This window comes from Streptomyces sp. NPDC058145 (assembly GCF_042884245.1).
Classification (GTDB): domain Bacteria; phylum Actinomycetota; class Actinomycetes; order Streptomycetales; family Streptomycetaceae; genus Streptomyces.
Map to the genome: position 1 here is coordinate 329701 of NZ_JBHVUH010000007.1, position 17183 is coordinate 346883.

Here is a 17183-nt window from a genome sequence, read left to right on the forward strand (position 1 = left end):
ATGGCAGCGCCCGGGCCGGTCCACGAGGCCCTCGCCGCTCTGCCGCTGGTGGACCACCACTGCCACGGCGCCGTCACGGCCGACCTCGCGCCCGCCGAGTTCGAGTCGCTGATCACGGAGGGCGATGTCTGGCCCGGCATGTCGGCCTTCGACAGCCCGGTCGGCGTGGCGGTGCGCCGCCACTGCGCGCCTCTGCTGGACCTGCCCCGGCACGCGCCACCGGCCGACTACCTGGCCCGGCGCCGCGAGCTGGGCTGGCGGGAGGTCAACCGCCGCTTCCTGACAGCCGCCGGCGCCGAGGCGTTCTGCGTCGACACCGGCTACGCCCCGCACCCCGTCACCTCCCCCGCCGAGCTGGCCGAGGCCTCGGGCGGCACCGCCCACGAGGTGGTACGGCTCGAACGGGTGGCCGAGCAGGTGGCGGCCCGGGGCGTCACGGCCGGCGGATACGCCGAGGCGTTCCGGTCGGCCGCCGAGGAGTCCGTACGTCGGCCCGGGGTGATCGCGGTGAAGTCGGTGGCCGCCTACCGCACCGGCTTCGCCCTCGCCCCGGAGCGGCCCGCGGACGGCGAGGTGACCCGGGCGGCCGGGCGGTGGCTCGAGCGCGGCGGACGCCTCGGCGACCCGGTCCTCGTACGGCATCTGCTGTGGACCGCGGTCGACCTGGGGCTGCCGCTGCAACTGCACACCGGTTTCGGCGACGCCGACCTGCGGCTGCACCACGCCGACCCCGCGCTGCTCACGGACTGGCTGCGGCTGACCGCCGGCACGGTCCCGGTCCTGCTGCTGCACTGCTGGCCGTACCACCGCCAGGCCGCCTATCTGTCGGCGGTGTTCGAACAGGTGTACCTGGACGTCGGCCTCGCCCTGCACTACACCGGCCCGGCCCGCTGCCGGGCGGTACTGGAGGAGGCGCTGGAGATCACCCCGTTCCGCAAACTGCTGTACAGCTCCGATGCCTACGGTGTGGCCGAGTTCCACCACCTGGGCGCGCTGTCCTTCCGGCGCGCCCTGGGCGCACTGCTCCAGGACCGGGTGGACGCCGACGAACTGAGCCTGCCCGACGCCCTGCGCGTAACGGCCTGGACGGGCCGCGACAACGCCCGCCGACTGTACGCACTGCCCACGAACGAAGAGGCCCGCGACCGCAGCGAACGCCCCACCCGGAAAGTATGATCAAGCAATGTCTGACATGACCGAAACCACGCCCGGCTGGCTGACCTCGGACGAGCTGGAGATGGCCAGGGCCCGGATGCCGATCCTCTACGTCGAGGCCGTGCCCGTGCGCGTGGACGACAGCGGCGAAGTCACGAGCATCGGACTGCTGCTGCGCATGGGCCCGGACGGAACGGTGAGCCGGACCCTGGTGTCCGGCCGTGTCCTGCACCACGAGCGGGTGCGGGACGCCCTGCTGCGCCATCTGGAGAAGGACCTCGGCCCGGTCGCCCTGCCCCGGGTGCCGGCCTCCCTGCAGCCGTTCACGGTCGCGGAGTACTTCCCGACGGCCGGCGTCACGCCGTACCACGACCCGCGCCAGCACGCCGTGTCGCTGGCGTACATCGTGCCGGTGACCGGCGACTGCCGCCCCCGGCAGGACGCGCTCGACCTGGTCTGGTTCAGCCCGCAGGAGGCCGCCTCGGCGGCCCTGCAGAGCGAGATGCCGGGCGGGCACGGCGTGCTGCTGAAGCAGGCCCTCGCCCATGTGGGGCAGGTGTCCTGACGCCGGTGGCGGGTGCCGCCTCCGGCCGCGGCACCCGGCCGCTCCCGCTGAGGCCGGGGGCCGCCGATGCCACAATCGAAGGACGACACAGCCGTCACGGGGGATCGTGTCAGGAGGCCGGTATGCACCGCTCGATCCAGGGGCTGTCCGAACCGGTCCGCCGTGACCGGCGGGCGGGCACCGGGACCGGACACCGGACCACCGGGCGCGCGTGATGGCCGGGAACCGGGAGGGCCGGCAGCCGAGACACCCGACCCTGCCCGACCTGCACTCGCGCCTGCGTTCCGAGCTGGGCCGGATCGACGAGCAGCTACGCGGCCTGCTGTCCACCATGGACCGGCTGCAGGGCCTGCTGGACGCGGTGGTGGCCATCAGCCGAGAGGTGGAACTGCCAGCGGTGCTGCACCGCATCGTGACCACCGCCATGGAGCTGGTCGGCGCCCGCTACGGGGCCCTGGGCGTGCTCAACAGGTCCGGGACGGACCTGGAGCAGTTCATCACGGACGGCCTGTCCGAGCCGGAACGCCGTGCGCTGGCCGAGACCGGCCTGCCACGTGGGCGGGGCGTCCTCGGCCATCTGATCCGCTACCCGGAGCCGTTGCGGGTCGACGACATCCCCGGCCACCCGTCCTCCGTCGGCTTCCCGTCCGGCCATCCGCCCATGCGCACGCTGCTGGGCGTCGCGATCAGCGTCCGCGGCGAGATCTACGGCGACCTGTACCTCTCCGAGCGGCTCGACGGCCGGCCCTTCGACCAGCACGACGAGAACGTCGTGGTCGCCCTGGCCAGCGCCGCCGGCATCGCGATCGAGAACGTCCGCCTGTTCGAACGGATCCGGATCGATGCCGAGCAGTTCCAGCGGCTGCTGCTGCCCACCCTCCCCGACCTGCGGCCCTTCACCGCCGCCGCCATCTACCGGCCCGCCGCGGAGCCCAGTCAGCTCGGCGGGGACTGGTACGACGCCATCCAGCTCCCCGACCACGTCGTGGCCGTCGTCATCGGTGACGTGGTCGGCCACGATCTGCAGGCGGCGGCCGCCATGGCCTCCACCCGCAACATGATGCGAGCCCTGCTGTTCGACCATCGCAATCCGCCCGGGGCGGTCCTCACCCAGCTCGACCGGACCCTGGAGGCGATCACCAACAACCCGGTCACGACGACCACCCTGGCCCGCATCGAACCGGAGGGGGCGGGCTGGCGGCTGCGCTGGAGCACCGCCGGTCACGTCCCGCCGCTGCTGATCGCCCCGGAGCACCGGGCGGAACTACTGTTCTCCGAGCCCGGGCTGCCGCTCGGCGTGGACACCGGGCAGCCCAGACCCGAGCACTCCCGTCTCCTGCCCCCGGCCGCCACGGTGATCTTCTTCACGGACGGCCTCGTCGAGCATCCCGACCATGCCATCGACGAGAGCCTGCGCGAACTCGCCGATCTCGCCGCCGCGCACGCCGCCCTGCCGCTGCCGGAGTTCGTCCAGGCACTGGCGGACCACCACCCCAGCGACGGCCACGACGACATGGCCGTCCTCGCCCTGCGCACCCCGCCTGCCTGACCAGCGGATCCGCGGTTCACCACGCCGCCGGGCGGAACCCGCGGATCGGACGGATGATGGCTTCGAGGCGATGGCGAGCGGAGGTCGCCCAATGACTGTGGCGTGGCACGAACGGCTCCGGCGCGGTGGCCTGGCCGCCCTGGAGGTCTGCGTCGTCGCCGCGCTCTATTACGGCTCGGCCAGGCTCGGCCTGCTCCAGCAACTGGTGCGCGGCCAGGTCACCCCCGTGTGGCCGCCGAGCGGGATCGCGGTGGCGGCGCTGCTGCTGCGCGGCCCGCGGCTCTGGCCCGGCATCACGCTCGGCGCGTTTCTGGTCAACATCACGCTGGGGCCGTCGGTCCCGGCCGTGCTCGCCATCGTGGCCGGCAACACCCTCGCGCCCCTGTGCTCCTACGCGCTGCTGCGCCGCACGGGGTTCCGCAAGGAACTGGACCGGCTGCGGGACGCGCTGGCACTGATCTTCCTGGGCGCGTTCACCGGGATGCTGATCAGCGCGACGACGGGCAGCGCGGCCCTGGTGCTCTCCGGTGCGCTGAGCCTCGACCGATTCTGGCCGACCTGGTCGGTGTGGTGGACCGGTGACGCGATGGGCGTCCTGGTGGTCACCCCGGTCCTGCTGGTCCTGCGCAGGGCCCGCTGGCCGAGTGGCGTGCCGCCGGTCCGGTGGGTGGAGGGGCTGCTGCTCGCGGTGGCCGCCATCGGCGTCGGTTTCGTGGAGACCGGGCGCGCGCCGCTGCTGTTCCTCGGTTTCCCGCTGCTGTTCTGGGCGGCCTTCCGCTTCCAGCTGACGGGGGCCGCCCCCTGCGCGCTGGCCGTCTCGACCTTCGCGATCTTGGCCGCCGCGCGGAGGTCGGGTCCGTTCGCCGGGCACGACCTGGTCACCAACATGATCACTCTGCAGGCCTTCAACGGTACGGCCGCCCTGACCGCGCTGCTGCTCTCCGCGATACTCGGCGAACGGGCCCAGTCCCAGCGGGAGATCGAACTGGCCTGCGGGCAACTGGCCGATATGGTCTCCAAGATCACCACCGGCGACCACCACCCCCTCCTTACCCGGGGGCCGACCAGGACGACCGGCGCAGACGCCGGGGAGGCCGACGGGGAGCCACGATGAGCGACGGAGCGGCCGGGACGGGCGACGGAGAGGCCGCGACGAGGGACGGGGAGCTCAATGAGGGGGCCAAGAAGGCCGGGGAGGAGGCCGGGGTGGCCGACCCGCAAGCGGAAGAGCACCGGACACGACAAAGGTCGTCTCCTCATCCCTGAGAAGACGACCCTCCGACCATCGCAAGAAGCTGGTCGGGACGACAGGATTTGAACCTGCGACCCCTTGACCCCCAGTCAAGTGCGCTACCAAGCTGCGCCACGTCCCGGTGCCGTTTGACCTGGGGTTTCCCCGGTCGAAACGCGCAGGGAAACAATACCGCACTCGGGTCGGTGGTCGCGCCTCCATTACGGCGACCGGGGGTCGCGCGCACCGCGGAGGGGGCCGGGGCCCGCGTGTGACCGCCGGGGCGGCTCAGCGCGCCGGGGTCCGGGCGTCGGCTCGGGTGAGGTCGCGTATCGCCGGGACCGAGAGCAGCGCCGTGGCCACCAGCAGGCTCACCCCGCCGGCGATCAGCAGGACGTGGCCGGCGCCCAGGACTGCGGCCGCCGGTCCCGCGAGGGCCTGGCCGACGGGCATCATCGCGAGGGAGCCGGCCACGTCGTAGGCGTGGATGCGGTTGAGGACGTCGCCGGGCACCTGGGTCTGCACGCTGGTCGCCCACATCACGCCCCAGAAGGACATGCCCGCCCCCGCCACCGCCGCGCCCACCGCCATGGCCGGCACGCCGAGACCGGCGCCGACGGCGACCGGGAAGCCGAAGAAGGCGAACAGGGCGAGCGCCCCGGCGCGCAGCATGCGGCGCGGGCGCAGCCGGAGGGCGAACAGGCCGCCGACGACGGTGCCCGCGCCGAGGGCCGAGTTGATCAGGCCGTAGGCGCGCGGGCCGTGGTCCCGGACGACCTCGGCGGCCACCAGCGGGACCGTCGGCCCCCAGGTGGCGATCATGTACACGCCCCAGACGACGATGACGCCCCACAGCCAGGTCCGGGACCGGAACTCCCGCCAGCCCTCGCCCAGATCGGCCCGGAAGGAGCGCAGGCCGGGCCCGGTGGCGCGGGCGCCCCCGGGCAGTGGCGGGAGCCGCAGCAGCAGGAGGCACAGGGCGCTGATCGCGTAGGTGGCGGCGTGCGCGACGAACACACCGCCGGGCGAGGCGAAGCCGACCAGGAGGCCGGCGGCGGCCGGTCCCGCGAGCTGGGCCACCGACTCGGCGACGCGGATCGCGCCGTTCGCCCTCTGGACGTCGGGGGCGAGGCGGGGCACGGTGCTGGCCACGCCCGGCTGGAAGACGGCCGCGGCCACGCCGCCCACGATCCCGATGGCGCAGATCTGCCACAGGACCACATGCCCCGAGAAGAACAGGACGGCGGCGAGGGACTGGGTGACGAGCCGGACCAGGTCGGCGCCGATCATCAGCCCGCGGGTGCTGAACCGGTCGGCGATCACCCCGCCGAAGACGACGAGACCCGCGAAGGTGGCGGACGCGGAGGCCATGGCGAGACCGACCGCGCCGGCGCCGTACCCGTGCCGCAGCAGGCCGGCGGCGAGCGCCACGGGCAGCATGGTGTCGCCGAGCCGGGCGACGGCCCGGGCCACGAAGAACAACGCGAAGTCCCGCGACCAGACGGCGTGGCCCTCGGCACCGGCTCGGCGCCCCCGCCCCGTCCCCGCGACATCGTCGCGCCGTGCCCGCGTACCGGTCATGCCGCGTACTCCCCTTTCGGCTCCCCGCCCTCACCTCGTGCGCCGCGCGGGATCATGCCACGCCGCACCGGTGCCCGCCGAACCGTTTTCGCGGGCCGTTCTCAGGGGGCGCCGGGCGCACCCAGTTCGGGGTGGGTCTCCAGGAGTCGGGGCGGGGCGGCCTGGCGCCAGGAGTCCGCGAGTATGTCGCGCAGCTCCGCCTCGTCGTCCAGCGCCGCGAGTCTCGCTCTCACCCAGGCGAACTGGGCCTCGTGGCCGGCGATCCAGAACTTCTCCGGTTCGGCCAGCACCAGTTCGTCGCGCTCCTCCTTCGGGCAGCGCACGGCGATGGACGTCTCGTCCTCGGGGAGGGTCGCGAACATCTTCCCGGCCACCCGGAACGTGGGCATGCTCCAGGCGGTCCTCTCCGTGGTGTCCGGCAGGGACAGGGCGACACGGCGTACGTCTTCTGCGTCCGGCATGCCCCGCACGCTAGCCCCCGCCACTGACAGTCACCCGGCGGGCGGACCGACCCGCTTGTAGTAGAGGGGGGTGGGGCGCAGTTCGCCGGACGGGCTCGCCGCGTAGTCGGGGATGGTGCCGGCCGGGGTCCAGCCGGCCGAGCGGTACAGGTGCTCGGCGGGGCTGCCGGTCTCGGTGTCGAGGTGGAGCAGGGTGACGCCGGCGGAGACGGCCGCTTGCTCGGCGGTGGCGAGGAGCCTGCGGCCGAGGCCCTGTCCGCGCGCGGAGCGGTGCACCATCAGCTTGACGAGTTCGGCGCGGTGGCGGCTGTTGGGCTTGTCGGGCAGGGCCAGGCCGACCGTGCCCGCCACCCGGTCCGTGCCGTCCACGGCCACCCAGACCGCCAGCCGTCCGGCCGCCACGGCGTCGGCCCGCTCCCGCCACCAGGCGGCGGCCTCGGCCGGCCCGAGCGGCGCGAGGAACCCGACCGAGGCTCCCCCGGCCACGGTGTCGGCCAGCAGGCCGGCCAACTCCTGACACCGCTCGCGTACTTGGGCGTCGTTCCAGCGCAGCACGGTCATGGCCGCACCACCGCGAGCGCGTAGCGCGCCTCTCCGGGTCCGGGGCAGCGAAACCGCGTCGGGCCGAAGACCCGCATCCGCAGGCAGTCCCCGGTGCCGAGGGCGTGGCCCACGTCCTCGACGGTCACCTCCAGCGTGCCGTCGAGGACCCACAGGTGCTGTTCGAGGCCGGGCACGGGCGGGCGGTCGTACGCGATGTCGGCGCCCGGGGTGAGCCTTCCCTCGACCAGTTCGCCGCGCAGGCCGCCGTGCGGCGGGGAGACGGACCGCCGTACGAAGCCGGCGGCGGGATCCTGCCAGACCTGCTGGTCGGCCGCCCGGACCAGCGGGGCCGGCGCCGCCTCGACCTCGCTGAGCAACTGGGACATGGTGCGTCCGTAGACATGGCAGAGACGGTTGAGGAGGGAGGCGGTGGCGCTGATCTCGGCGCGTTCGGCCCGGGACAGGGTGGACCTGCTCACTCCGCTGCGTTCGGCCAGCTCGCCCAGGGACCAGCCGTGCCCGGCGCGGAGTTCGGCCAGCCGGGCGCCGATCCGGGCGTCGACGTCGGGGGCTTCGGTTCTCATATCCGGGACGTTATCCCGGATACGAGACGGCCGCGTTACGGAAGGCTCACGCCCGCCGCCCGCCCCAGGGCCTCAAGCACCGGGCGGATCAACGGGTGTCCCTCGGCGCCCCGGCGGACCGCCGCGAAGACCCGGCGGGTGGGGGCCACCCCGTCGACCGGGCGGACGACGACGCCCGCGAGGTCCATGCCGCGCAGGGCGGAGCGGGGTACGAGGGCCACGCCCGCGTCGGCCGAGGCGAGGGCGACCACGGCGCGGAAGTCGTCGGAGGAGTGTTCCAGCCGGGGCTGGAATCCGGCGCTCTCGCAGGCCAGGACGACCACGTCGTGGCAGGGGTTGCCGGGGTACGGCCCGATCCACGGGTCCTTGGCCAGCTCGGCGAGGGGGACCTCGTCGGCGTCGGCGAGGCGGTGGCCGACGGGTACGACGGCGTCGAAGGGCTCGGCGTACAGCGGCACATGGGTCAGCCGGGGGTCACCGGCGGCCGGGGCGCCCCGGTACTCCACGGCGACGGCGACGTCCACCTGCCGGTCCAGCACCATCGGCAGGCTGGCGTCGCCCTCGGCGTCCTGGACCCGGATCCGGATGCCCGGCGCCGAGGAGGCCAGCCGGGCCACGGCGGGCGCCACCACCTCGGCGATGCCGGTGGCGAAGGCGGCCACGGTGACCGTGCCGGCCTCCCCCGAGCCGTAGGCGGCCAGCTCGGCCTCGGCCCGCTCGAGCTGGGCGAGGACGGCGTTGGTGTGGCTGAGCAGGATCTCGCCGGCCGGGGTGAGCCGCACTCCCTTGGCGCCCCGCTCGACCAGCCGGTGGCCGGTCTCCTGCTCCAGCGCGGTCAGCTGCTGGGAGACGGCGGAGGGAGTGAGATAGAGCGCGGCGGCCGCCGCCGTCACCGTACGGTGGTCGGCCACCGCCCGGAGGATGTGGAGCCGCCGCGCTTCGATCATGGGGTCAATTATCGCCCCATGTCCGTGCTGGTCAGACCGCCAGCTCGGCGCGGGCCGCGACGAACGCGTCGACCACCCGGTCCACGTCCTCGGTGGAGTGCGCGGCGGACAGCTGGACGCGGATGCGGGCCTGGCCCTGCGGGACGACCGGGTAGGAGAAGCCGATCACGTACACACCCCGCTCCAGCAGCAGTTCGGCCATGCGGGCCGCCTCGGCCGCGTCACCGATCATGACGGGCGCGATGGCGTGGTCGCCGGGGAGGATGTCGAAGCCCTCCTCGGTCATCCGGCGGCGGAACAGGGCGGTGTTCTCGGCGAGCCGGACGCGCAGGTCGTCGGCGGACTCCAGCAGGTCGAGGACCTTCAGGGAGGCGGCGGCGATCACCGGGGCCAGGGTGTTGGAGAACAGGTACGGGCGCGAGCGCTGGCGCAGCAGGGCGACGATCTCGGCGCGGGCGGCGACATAGCCGCCGGAGGCGCCGCCGAGTGCCTTGCCGAGGGTGCCGGTGATGATGTCCACGCGGTCCATCACGCCGTGCAGCTCGGGGGTGCCGCGGCCGGAGGGGCCGACGAAGCCGACGGCGTGCGAGTCGTCGACCATGACCATCGCGTCGTAGCGGTCGGCGAGGTCGCAGATCTCCGCGAGGGGCGCGAGGTAGCCGTCCATGGAGAAGACGCCGTCGGTGACGACCAGCTTGCGCCGGGCGCCGCCCTCGGTCGCCTCCTTCAGCCTGGCCTCCAGGTCGGCGAGGTCGCGGTTGGCGTAGCGGAAGCGGCGGGCCTTGGACAGGCGGATGCCGTCGATGATGGAGGCGTGGTTGAGGGCGTCGGAGATCACCGCGTCCTGCTCGCCGAGCAGGGTCTCGAACACACCGCCGTTGGCGTCGAAGCAGGAGGAGTACAGGATGGTGTCCTCCTGACCGAGGAAGGCCGAGAGGCGGGCCTCCAGCTCCTTGTGCACCTCCTGGGTGCCGCAGATGAAGCGGACCGAGGCCATGCCGTAGCCCCAGCGGTCGAGCGCCTCGTGGGCGGCGGCGACCACCTCGGGGTGGTCGGCGAGGCCGAGGTAGTTGTTGGCGCAGAAGTTGAGGACCTCGCCGGGGCGGCCGCCGGCGCTGACGTTGACGGTCGCGGACTGCGGGGTGTCGATGACCCGCTCGGGCTTGTGCAGACCGGCGGCACGGATCTCGTCGAGGGTGGCGCGCAGGTCGTCGCGAACAGAGTTGAACATGAGGGACTCCAACAAGTGCGGGGGCGAGTGAGCCGAAGGGGCGCGCCGGGGGCGAGAGATCGTGGGGGCGCGGAGGCCCGAAGGGCTGCGCACGGTCGGTCTTCCGACACCGGCGGCAGGCGCCCGGAGGCGGACCGAGCCGGAAGATCAAGCAGTCCAGTCGAGGATGATCTTGCCGCCGGTGCCGCCGGCCGCGTCGGCGAAGGCCGCCTCGAAGTCGCGGTAGCCGTAGCGTCCGGTGATCACGGGGGCGAGGTCCAGGCCGCCCTCCAGCAGCACCGACATCGCGTACCAGGTCTCGAACATCTCGCGGCCGTAGATGCCCTTGATGGTGATCATCGAGGTGACCACGCGGGCCCAGTCGACGGGGAACTCCTCGGCGGGCAGGCCGAGCATGGCGATCCGGCCGCCGTGCGTCATGTTGGCGATCATGTCCCGCATGGCCTCGGGGCGGCCGGACATCTCCAGGCCGATGTCGAAGCCCTCCCGCAGACCGAGTTCCCGCTGTCCGTCCGCGATGGTGGTCCCGGCGACGTTCAGGGCGAGGCTCACGCCGATCTTGCGGGCCAGCTCCAGGCGCTCCTCGCTGACGTCGGTGATGACGACGTTGCGGGCGCCGGCGTGCCGGGCCACCGCGGCGGCCATCAGGCCGATCGGGCCGGCGCCGGTGATCAGGACGTCCTCGCCGACCAGCGGGAACGACAGCGCGGTGTGCACGGCGTTGCCGAACGGGTCGAAGATCGCGGCGACGTCGAGGTCGACGGGGACGCGGTGCACCCAGACGTTGGACGCCGGCAGCGCGACGTACTCGGCGAACGCGCCGTCCCGGCCGACGCCGAGGCCGATGGTGGCCCGGCACAGATGGCGCCGCCCGGCGAGGCAGTTGCGGCACTTGCCGCACACCAGGTGGCCCTCGCCGCTGACCCGGTCACCGACCCGGATGTCGCTGACGTCGCGGCCGGTCTCCACGACCTGCCCGACGAACTCGTGCCCCAGCACGAGCGGCGTGCTGATCGCCTGCTGCGCCCAGCCGTCCCAGGCCCGGATGTGCAGGTCGGTGCCGCAGATACCGGTCCGCATGACCTTGATCAGCACATCGCCGGGACCGATGGCGGGCTCCGGGACGTCCGTGAGCCAGAGCCCGGGCTCCGCCTTCTCCTTGACCAGCGCCTTCAACGCTACGGCTCCTGTGGGTGAGGTCCCGGCCCGCGGGCATGCCGAAGAAGCCCGCACCGGGTCAGAGGGGTGGAATCACCCTGCAATCTGCCGTACGCGCGCGCCGGGGTCCATCGAGCTTTTCTTAACCGCCGCCTCAGCTTTGCTTCACGCCCCCTGAGCGCGGTCTCCGCCGCGCCCCGGGTCCGGTGGGAGTCCGCTCAGAGCGGCAGACCGTCCCGCGCCGACCCCTCCATGTGCGCGGCGAGTTCGGCGGCCAGCGACTTGATCGTCTCCAGTCCGGTCCTGCCCCAGGCCCGCGGGGCGACGTCGGCGGCGCACACGGTGCCGAGCGCCATGCCGGAGCTGTCGATGAGCGGGGCGCCGAGGTAGGAGTGGATGCCGTACTCGTCGACGACGGGGTTGCCCGCGAAGCGCGGGTAGTCGCGGACGTCCTCCAGGACCAGGGCCTTGCGCCGGACCACCACATGAGGGCAGAAGCCGTGGTCGCGCGGCAGCACGCGGCCGACCTCGGGCCTGCTGCCGTCCTCCCGGACCACGGGCGCGGCCACCGGGGCGCGCAGGCCCGCGAAGAACTGGCGGTCCTCGCCTACGAAGTTGACCATGGCGTACGGCGCGCCGGTGAGCCGGGCGAGATGGTCCGCGAAGGCGTCGAGAGCGGGTTCGGGCCGTTCCCCCAGGCCGAGCCCGCGGAGTCTGGAGGTACGGGCGGGGGCCTCCTTGTCCTCGGGAGTGAGCAGCAGACCCCGGACCGGACGGGGCGGCTCGTAGCTCATGACCGGTCTCCGGCGCTGTGGACGTAGCTCATATGGCGGCTCCGTGGGCGGTGTGGCTGGATCACATGTGGGCGCCGTGGCTCGGCGTGGGCGCCGGGGCGTGGGCGATGAGGTGGCGTACGAGGGTGAGCAGGGTCTGCACGCCCGAGCTGGAGATGCGGGCGTCGCAGGGGACGACGGGAACAACGGGATCGAGGTCGAGGGCGGCGCGCACCTCTTCCGGGCCGTAGCGGTAGCCGCCGTCGAACTCGTTGACGGCGACGATGAACGCGAGGCCGCGCTCCTCGAAGAAGTCCACCGCCGCGAAGCACTCCTGCAGGCGGCGGGTGTCGGCGAGGATGACCGCGCCGAGCGCCCCTTCCGACAGCTCGTCCCACATGAACCAGAACCGCTCCTGCCCCGGTGTGCCGAACAGGTAGAGCACATGACGCGGATCGAGGGTGATCCGGCCGAAGTCCATGGCGACCGTCGTCTCGACCTTGTTCTCGATGCCGTCGAGGTTGTCGGTGGCGGCGCTGACGGTGGTGAGCAGCTCCTCGGTGCTGAGCGGGGCGATCTCGCTGACCGCTCCCACGAAGGTCGTCTTGCCGACGCCGAACCCGCCCGCCACCAGGACCTTGAGCGCGGTGGGGAACGGGTCAGAGCTGTCGTCGTAGTCCATCGAGCACTGCCTCCAGCAGGGACCGGTCAGTGGGTGTGTGGTGGAAGACGGGGGGCTTGGTGGTCAGCGCGCCGCAGTCGACGAGGTCGGAGAGCAGCACCTTGGTGACCACCGCGGGCAGTTTCAGGTGCGCGGCGACCTCGGCCACCGGGACGGGCGCGCGGCACACCTCGAGCGCCTGGGTGTGCTCGGGGCCGAGGTAGCCGAGCGGGGTGACGCCGGTGGCCATCACCTGCGACATGAGGTCGAGGGCGATGCTGGGCTCGGTGCGGCCGTTGCTGACCGTGAACGGGCGCACCAGCCGCCCGGCGGCGTCGTCGAGCCAGGGCCCGTCGCCGGCTGTGGCCACCCTCAAAGCCTCGTCGCCGTGGGTTCGGCGGCGTGCTGGCGGGGCGCGGTCACCAGGTAGGGACGCACGCTCTTGACCAGCATCGCCATCTCGTAGCCCAGCACGGCGGCGTCGGCCTCGCGGCCGGCGAGCACGGCGAGGCAGGTGCCGGAGCCGGCCGTGGTGACGAACAGCAGCGTCGAGTCGAGTTCGACGACGACCTGACGGACGTCGCCGCCGTCACCGAACCGGATGCCCGCGCTGCGGCCGAGGGAGTACAGCCCGGATGCCAGGGCCGCCATGTGGTCGGCGCTGTCGGGATCGAGGCCGTGCACGGACTTCACCAGTCCGTCGCAGGACAGGAGCACCGCGCTGGAGGTGTGCGGTACGCGCTGCACGAGGCCGCTCAGCAGCCAGTCGAGGTCGGATGCCTGGGCGATCGGCGCATCGCTCGCCATGGTGGATCGACTCCTTGGGGTACGAAGACCAGCGGGAGCGCTGGATGTGGGGGTGCTGGAGGTGGGGAGGGCGGGGCCCGTGCGGCCGGAGAGGAGGGTCATCCGGCCGGTGCGCTCCCGTCGGGGCGGCCGGCGCCCTCGGCGGCCGGCGCGTACACGTGCTGCCGGGCCGCGGGCCGCGGTTCCGTCTCGGTGGGCTCCTGTGCCTCGGCCAGTCCTATGCCGCGCTGGAAGGCGGCCATCAGTCCCGGGTCGTGGCCCGCGACGATGCCGGCGTCCTGACGCGGGGCGGGGCCACCGCGCAACTGCGGGACGATGTGCTCCTGGGCGCGGCGGCGCGGCAGTTGGGGCTTGCCCATGGTGCCGCGTACGGCCGTGCCGCCGCGTGGGGCGGGCAGGGCCCCCGCGTGGGACTCGATCACCGGCCGGTGCTCGGAACCGATGCCCGGTACGGCCTCGGCGGGGTTGGCCCGCTTCTCACGCGCGGCCCGCACGGGAAGCGGGGCCGGCGCGCCGTCGTTCGGCGCCGGTTCGCTCCGGTCCGTTTCGCTCCGAGCGGTTGCGCCTCGCGTCCCCTCCCTGTGCGTACTCCCGTTCCGCGCGGCCGCGTTCGGCATGTCGCCGGCGTGCCCGGACCCACGCTGCGCGTGCCGGCGCCTGCCGGTGGCCGGGACCAGGGCAGGGCCCGGCACGGAGGCGAACTCCTCGCCACCCGGACCGGCCTCGGCAAGCCTTCCCGCGTCCGCCGTTCCGGAGCCGGGCCCATGTGCCGTCAGGGCGTACGGGACTTGACCCGACGGCACCGTCAATGGGCCGTGCGGCGCGGGATCCCGCTGCTGGGACATCGCCGCCCCGGCCACCCCTTGTACGCCCGACGCCGTGCCCAACAGCGCCTGCGGGACGACGAGTACGGCCTGCACACCGCCGTAGATGTTGGTCTGCAGGCGCACCGAGATGCCGTGTCGCCGGGCGAGCTGGGAGACGACGTAGAGGCCGATGCGACCGTCGGCCAGCAGGCTGGCCACGTTGACCTGGTCGGGGTCGGCGAGCAGGGCGTTCATCTTGTCCTGCTCACCGACCGGCATACCGAGCCCGCGGTCCTCGACCTCCACGGCGAGCCCGGAGGTGACGAGGTTGGCGCGGAGCAGCACCTGGGTGTGCGGGGCGGAGAACACCGTCGCGTTCTCCACGAGTTCGGCGAGCAGGTGGATGACGTCGGCCACGGCGTGACCGCGCAGTTCGCCGTCGATGGGCGGGACCAGTTTGACCCGGGAGTACTGCTCGACCTCGGCGATGGCCGAGCGCAGTACCTCGGTCATGTCCACCGGGTTGCTCCACTGCCGCCGGGACACGGCGCCGCCCAGCACGGCGAGGTTCTCGGCGTGCCGCCGGATCCGGGTGGCGAGGTGGTCGACGTGGAACAGACCCTTGAGCAGGTCGGGGTCCTCGATCTCGTTCTCGAGGTCGTCGAGGATCGAGATCTCCCGGTGCACCAGGGACTGCAGCCGGCGTGCCAGGTTGACGAAGACCTCGAGCTTCTGCTCGCTGCCCGCCTGGCTGGAGAGCTGGGCGGCCTGCACGACGGCGGTGACGGCGCCGTCGTGCGCCCGGGCCAGGTCGGCGGCGAGCAGGTCGAAGTCGTCGGCGTCCACGGGCGGACGGCGGCCCGGTCCGCGCCGGGCCGGGGCCTCGCCCCGACGCAACGCCTCGACGAGGGCGTGCAGTTCGGCCTCGCCGCGGGCGGCACCGCGGCGCAGGGCGTCGACGCGGTCGGCGACCGAGCGGGCGGCGCGGTCGGCCGCCACGGCGGCGATCAGGACGCCCGCGACGGTCACCGCGACCGCTCCGGCGAGCACGGCCCACAGGGTGGGGCCCGGACGCGTGCCGGTGGAGCGGATGCTGAACAGGACGGCCGCGGTGGCGCTGAGGGCGACGGCGACGGGCGGAAGCACGGCGAGCCGCATGAGTTGGGGCCGTATGTGCGTCTCGGGCAGTGCGGGAGCGGGTCGGGCGACCGGTCTCCCGTGGCGGCCGCCCTCCCGGCGGTCGGCACGGGCGGCCGGTGCACGGAGATGAGACATCTGCGTCCTCGTACTGGTCCGTCGGCCTGGTTCGCCCCAGGCCCTGCGTCGTGCGACGGACACTCACAGTAGTCGCCTGCGCATCACGTGCGGTGGGCAGTTGCCAAACTCCCCCGGGCAGCGTCCCGCTCTGGTATGAGGTGTCGTACGACAGACCGATAACCGCGCTGGACTCCGGAGACAGAGCCGTAATGACTCGATCCGACCTGTTCAGAAGTGGTCAGAAACAAGCAGCGAGGGCCGGTGCGCACTGGTGTGCGTACCGGCCCTCGGGGTGTCCGCAGGCCCGGCCCGGTGGCCGGCCGTCCGGGTGTCCACGGGTCGGAGGTGCCGGCGCAGGGGCGGAGGATTCGTCACCTTCCGTCACCCACGGCAGGTCCGGTCACTTCGGCGCGAGCCGCTTGACCAGGCGCCGCGCCTTGGTGGGCAGACGCTTCTTCGCCTGGGCCTCGAGCGCCCGGAGCCGCTTCTCGCTGGACTCCCGCTGCGCGGTGAGGGCTGCCTCGAGCTTCTTGATGTGGGTGGCCTGAGCGGATGCCTTCTTCTCGGCCCTGGCGGCCTGGCGCGCGATCGCCTTGCTCTGCTCCCTGAGCATGGTGATGCGGAAGAGCAGGTCGTCCACGCTCGCCGCCTCGGAACGGCGGAACGGCAGGGGGAATTCCGCGGCTTGGACCTTCCGGTCGTACTCCTCGCCGCCGTCCCCGTGCTCGTAGGCGTTCCGCAGCCCGTTCTTCGTCATGAAGTCCAGCAGCCGCTGGAACCCCTCGGCGTAATGCGCGTCGAACGCCGTGTAGTCGGTCTCGGCATAGAGGCTCGCGACGTCGACGTCGGCGTCCAGGTCGGTGATGACCCGGTGGGGGATGTGGTGGTAGCGGGACAGCTCGAGCGTTCGTGAGTCATGGGCGAACACGAACGCCGGGGTACCGGCGACCAGAGCGGCGATGTTGCCGTGAATGCGCGTTCCGACGGCGAAGTCGTACTGCGTGAGGGCGTCCATCCAACTGTGCGGCTCCAGCGGGACACACACGTCGGCCGTGCGTATCAGCGGGTGCGAGCTGAGGTCGGGCATCGGCATGGACTGCCGGGCGGCGACCGCGGTGTCACCCCAGTAGAGCGTCTGGAGGTCGCGTCCCTCCTGGGCGAAATAGGTGAGGCCGGGGTGCTGCTCCAGGATGGAGTCGTTGATGGCCGAGGCGAGTTCGGCGTTCGCGAGCCGCAGCGCGGTGGACAGCGCGATCCGGGCCCCCTCGGGCAGCGCCTGCCCGCCCGGGTGTTCCACCCGGAAGTCCGGGCCTCGGAAGTAGACCGAGGGGCATCCGATGACGTCGACAGCACGGAACCCGAGTTCGCCGAGGTAGCGCTGGGTGAATTCACCCCGCACACCGATGGACGCCGACCGGTCCAGTACCGCCGCGACGAACCGCTTGACGGCCTCGTCGACGGGCTTCAGGAACGCGGTGTCGTAGTCGAGTTTCGCCTGCGCGCCGACTCCGAACACGACCACCGGGACCTTCAGCTTGCCGATGAGGTCCGCGAGGATGTGCATGTGCGGAATGAACTTCGACTTGAAGGCATTGGCCATCGGCAGCACGAAGACATCGCATTCGTCATTGATCCGGTCCGCGTCCGCGACCGTCAGTTCGGCGAAGTGCGTCGTGTCGACCCGTATCTCCGCGCCCGGCACGGCCATGTGCCGGTAGGCGGAATTGGTGTACATGAGATTGCCGACGTTGCCCCGAATGCTGTTGCGCACCAGGGTGCTTTCGATCGTGGGCACGTTGAAGGGGTCGCTCCCCGCCTGCATGAGAATGCGCTTCACAGGCCGGGATCGTAGCGTCGCGCCACCCCTTTACGGA

Annotated in this window: 17 protein-coding genes and 1 tRNA gene; 4 read left to right on the forward strand and 14 right to left on the reverse strand. The window is 72.7% G+C overall.

Annotation, left to right across the window (positions count from 1 at the left end; genetic code table 11):
• From ACFVVO_RS18355 to ACFVVO_RS18370, 4 genes are all read left to right on the forward strand, one after another.
• On the forward strand, nucleotides 1-1176 hold the full coding sequence (locus tag ACFVVO_RS18355) for an amidohydrolase family protein (protein WP_390056076.1): 1176 nt from the start codon (nucleotides 1-3) through the stop codon (nucleotides 1174-1176).
• 16 nt (nucleotides 1177-1192) lie between these two features.
• Complete coding sequence (locus tag ACFVVO_RS18360; protein WP_390056264.1) at nucleotides 1193-1720, forward strand: NUDIX hydrolase family protein; 528 nt, start codon at nucleotides 1193-1195, stop codon at nucleotides 1718-1720.
• Between the two features lie 214 nt (nucleotides 1721-1934).
• Nucleotides 1935-3269: a PP2C family protein-serine/threonine phosphatase gene (locus ACFVVO_RS18365; RefSeq protein WP_390056077.1), complete on the forward strand. Its 1335-nt coding sequence runs from the start codon at nucleotides 1935-1937 to the stop codon at nucleotides 3267-3269.
• Nucleotides 3270-3360: 91 nt separating this feature from the next.
• Nucleotides 3361-4383: an MASE1 domain-containing protein gene (locus ACFVVO_RS18370; protein WP_390056079.1), complete on the forward strand. Its 1023-nt coding sequence runs from the start codon at nucleotides 3361-3363 to the stop codon at nucleotides 4381-4383.
• Nucleotides 4384-4565: 182 nt separating this feature from the next.
• Here ACFVVO_RS18370 and ACFVVO_RS18375 read toward each other — a convergent pair.
• The 14 genes from ACFVVO_RS18375 to ACFVVO_RS18440 all read right to left on the reverse strand — a co-directional run bounded on the left by ACFVVO_RS18375 (nucleotide 4566) and on the right by ACFVVO_RS18440 (nucleotide 17146).
• Nucleotides 4566-4642: transfer RNA gene (locus ACFVVO_RS18375), tRNA-Pro, on the reverse strand.
• A gap of 146 nt (nucleotides 4643-4788) precedes the next feature.
• Entirely contained in the window at nucleotides 4789-6081 is a 1293-nt protein-coding gene (locus tag ACFVVO_RS18380) for an MFS transporter (protein ID WP_390056081.1), read from the reverse strand.
• 101 nt (nucleotides 6082-6182) lie between these two features.
• Nucleotides 6183-6542 carry an MmcQ/YjbR family DNA-binding protein gene (locus ACFVVO_RS18385; protein WP_390056083.1) on the reverse strand — a complete coding sequence of 120 codons (360 nt, stop codon included), beginning with the start codon at nucleotides 6540-6542 and terminating at the stop codon, nucleotides 6183-6185.
• 30 nt (nucleotides 6543-6572) lie between these two features.
• Entirely contained in the window at nucleotides 6573-7103 is a 531-nt protein-coding gene (locus ACFVVO_RS18390) for a GNAT family N-acetyltransferase (RefSeq protein ID WP_390056085.1), read from the reverse strand.
• Nucleotides 7100-7669 carry a helix-turn-helix domain-containing protein gene (locus ACFVVO_RS18395; RefSeq protein ID WP_390056086.1) on the reverse strand — a complete coding sequence of 190 codons (570 nt, stop codon included), beginning with the start codon at nucleotides 7667-7669 and terminating at the stop codon, nucleotides 7100-7102. Before ACFVVO_RS18395 ends, ACFVVO_RS18390 begins: the two co-directional genes overlap by 4 nt.
• 35 nt (nucleotides 7670-7704) lie before the next feature.
• Nucleotides 7705-8616 (reverse strand): LysR family transcriptional regulator, encoded by a 912-nt coding sequence (locus tag ACFVVO_RS18400; protein ID WP_390056088.1) that lies wholly within the window; start codon nucleotides 8614-8616, stop codon nucleotides 7705-7707.
• A 31-nt stretch (nucleotides 8617-8647) separates the two neighbouring features.
• Nucleotides 8648-9847 (reverse strand): glycine C-acetyltransferase, encoded by a 1200-nt coding sequence (locus ACFVVO_RS18405; protein ID WP_390056089.1) that lies wholly within the window; start codon nucleotides 9845-9847, stop codon nucleotides 8648-8650.
• A 147-nt stretch (nucleotides 9848-9994) separates the two neighbouring features.
• Nucleotides 9995-11023, reverse strand: a complete 1029-nt coding sequence (tdh, locus tag ACFVVO_RS18410) for an L-threonine 3-dehydrogenase (protein WP_390056091.1) — start codon at nucleotides 11021-11023, stop codon at nucleotides 9995-9997.
• A 200-nt stretch (nucleotides 11024-11223) separates the two neighbouring features.
• A complete protein-coding gene (locus ACFVVO_RS18415; RefSeq protein WP_390056092.1) occupies nucleotides 11224-11799 on the reverse strand; it encodes a GAF domain-containing protein in 576 nt (191 codons plus the stop codon).
• Nucleotides 11800-11860: 61 nt separating this feature from the next.
• Nucleotides 11861-12460: an ATP/GTP-binding protein gene (locus ACFVVO_RS18420; protein WP_390056093.1), complete on the reverse strand. Its 600-nt coding sequence runs from the start codon at nucleotides 12458-12460 to the stop codon at nucleotides 11861-11863.
• The gene (locus ACFVVO_RS18425) at nucleotides 12438-12809 is read right to left on the reverse strand and encodes a DUF742 domain-containing protein (protein WP_390056095.1); all 372 of its coding nucleotides are present in this window, start codon (nucleotides 12807-12809) and stop codon (nucleotides 12438-12440) included. The genes ACFVVO_RS18420 and ACFVVO_RS18425 overlap by 23 nt, the downstream gene beginning before the upstream one ends.
• 2 nt (nucleotides 12810-12811) lie before the next feature.
• Nucleotides 12812-13246, reverse strand: a complete 435-nt coding sequence (locus ACFVVO_RS18430; protein ID WP_390056096.1) for a roadblock/LC7 domain-containing protein — start codon at nucleotides 13244-13246, stop codon at nucleotides 12812-12814.
• Nucleotides 13247-13344: 98 nt separating this feature from the next.
• A complete protein-coding gene (locus tag ACFVVO_RS18435; RefSeq protein ID WP_390056098.1) occupies nucleotides 13345-15327 on the reverse strand; it encodes an ATP-binding protein in 1983 nt (660 codons plus the stop codon).
• Between the two features lie 382 nt (nucleotides 15328-15709).
• Nucleotides 15710-17146 (reverse strand): polysaccharide pyruvyl transferase family protein, encoded by a 1437-nt coding sequence (locus ACFVVO_RS18440; protein WP_390056099.1) that lies wholly within the window; start codon nucleotides 17144-17146, stop codon nucleotides 15710-15712.
• Between the last annotated feature and the right edge of the window lie 37 nt (nucleotides 17147-17183).

Coding starts and splice junctions, on each gene's coding strand:
- ACFVVO_RS18430 (WP_390056096.1), bottom strand. CDS start 13,246: ATGGCGAGCGATGCGCCGATCGCCCAGGCATCCGACCTCGACTGGCTG.
- ACFVVO_RS18405 (WP_390056089.1), bottom strand. CDS start 9,847: ATGTTCAACTCTGTTCGCGACGACCTGCGCGCCACCCTCGACGAGATC.
- ACFVVO_RS18365 (WP_390056077.1), top strand. CDS start 1,935: ATGGCCGGGAACCGGGAGGGCCGGCAGCCGAGACACCCGACCCTGCCC.
- ACFVVO_RS18400 (WP_390056088.1), bottom strand. CDS start 8,616: ATGATCGAAGCGCGGCGGCTCCACATCCTCCGGGCGGTGGCCGACCAC.
- ACFVVO_RS18415 (WP_390056092.1), bottom strand. CDS start 11,799: ATGAGCTACGAGCCGCCCCGTCCGGTCCGGGGTCTGCTGCTCACTCCC.
- ACFVVO_RS18385 (WP_390056083.1), bottom strand. CDS start 6,542: ATGCCGGACGCAGAAGACGTACGCCGTGTCGCCCTGTCCCTGCCGGAC.
- ACFVVO_RS18355 (WP_390056076.1), top strand. CDS start 1: ATGGCAGCGCCCGGGCCGGTCCACGAGGCCCTCGCCGCTCTGCCGCTG.
- ACFVVO_RS18360 (WP_390056264.1), top strand. CDS start 1,193: ATGACCGAAACCACGCCCGGCTGGCTGACCTCGGACGAGCTGGAGATG.
- ACFVVO_RS18395 (WP_390056086.1), bottom strand. CDS start 7,669: ATGAGAACCGAAGCCCCCGACGTCGACGCCCGGATCGGCGCCCGGCTG.
- ACFVVO_RS18420 (WP_390056093.1), bottom strand. CDS start 12,460: ATGGACTACGACGACAGCTCTGACCCGTTCCCCACCGCGCTCAAGGTC.
- ACFVVO_RS18380 (WP_390056081.1), bottom strand. CDS start 6,081: ATGACCGGTACGCGGGCACGGCGCGACGATGTCGCGGGGACGGGGCGG.
- ACFVVO_RS18390 (WP_390056085.1), bottom strand. CDS start 7,103: ATGACCGTGCTGCGCTGGAACGACGCCCAAGTACGCGAGCGGTGTCAG.
- ACFVVO_RS18435 (WP_390056098.1), bottom strand. CDS start 15,327: ATGTCTCATCTCCGTGCACCGGCCGCCCGTGCCGACCGCCGGGAGGGC.
- ACFVVO_RS18370 (WP_390056079.1), top strand. CDS start 3,361: ATGACTGTGGCGTGGCACGAACGGCTCCGGCGCGGTGGCCTGGCCGCC.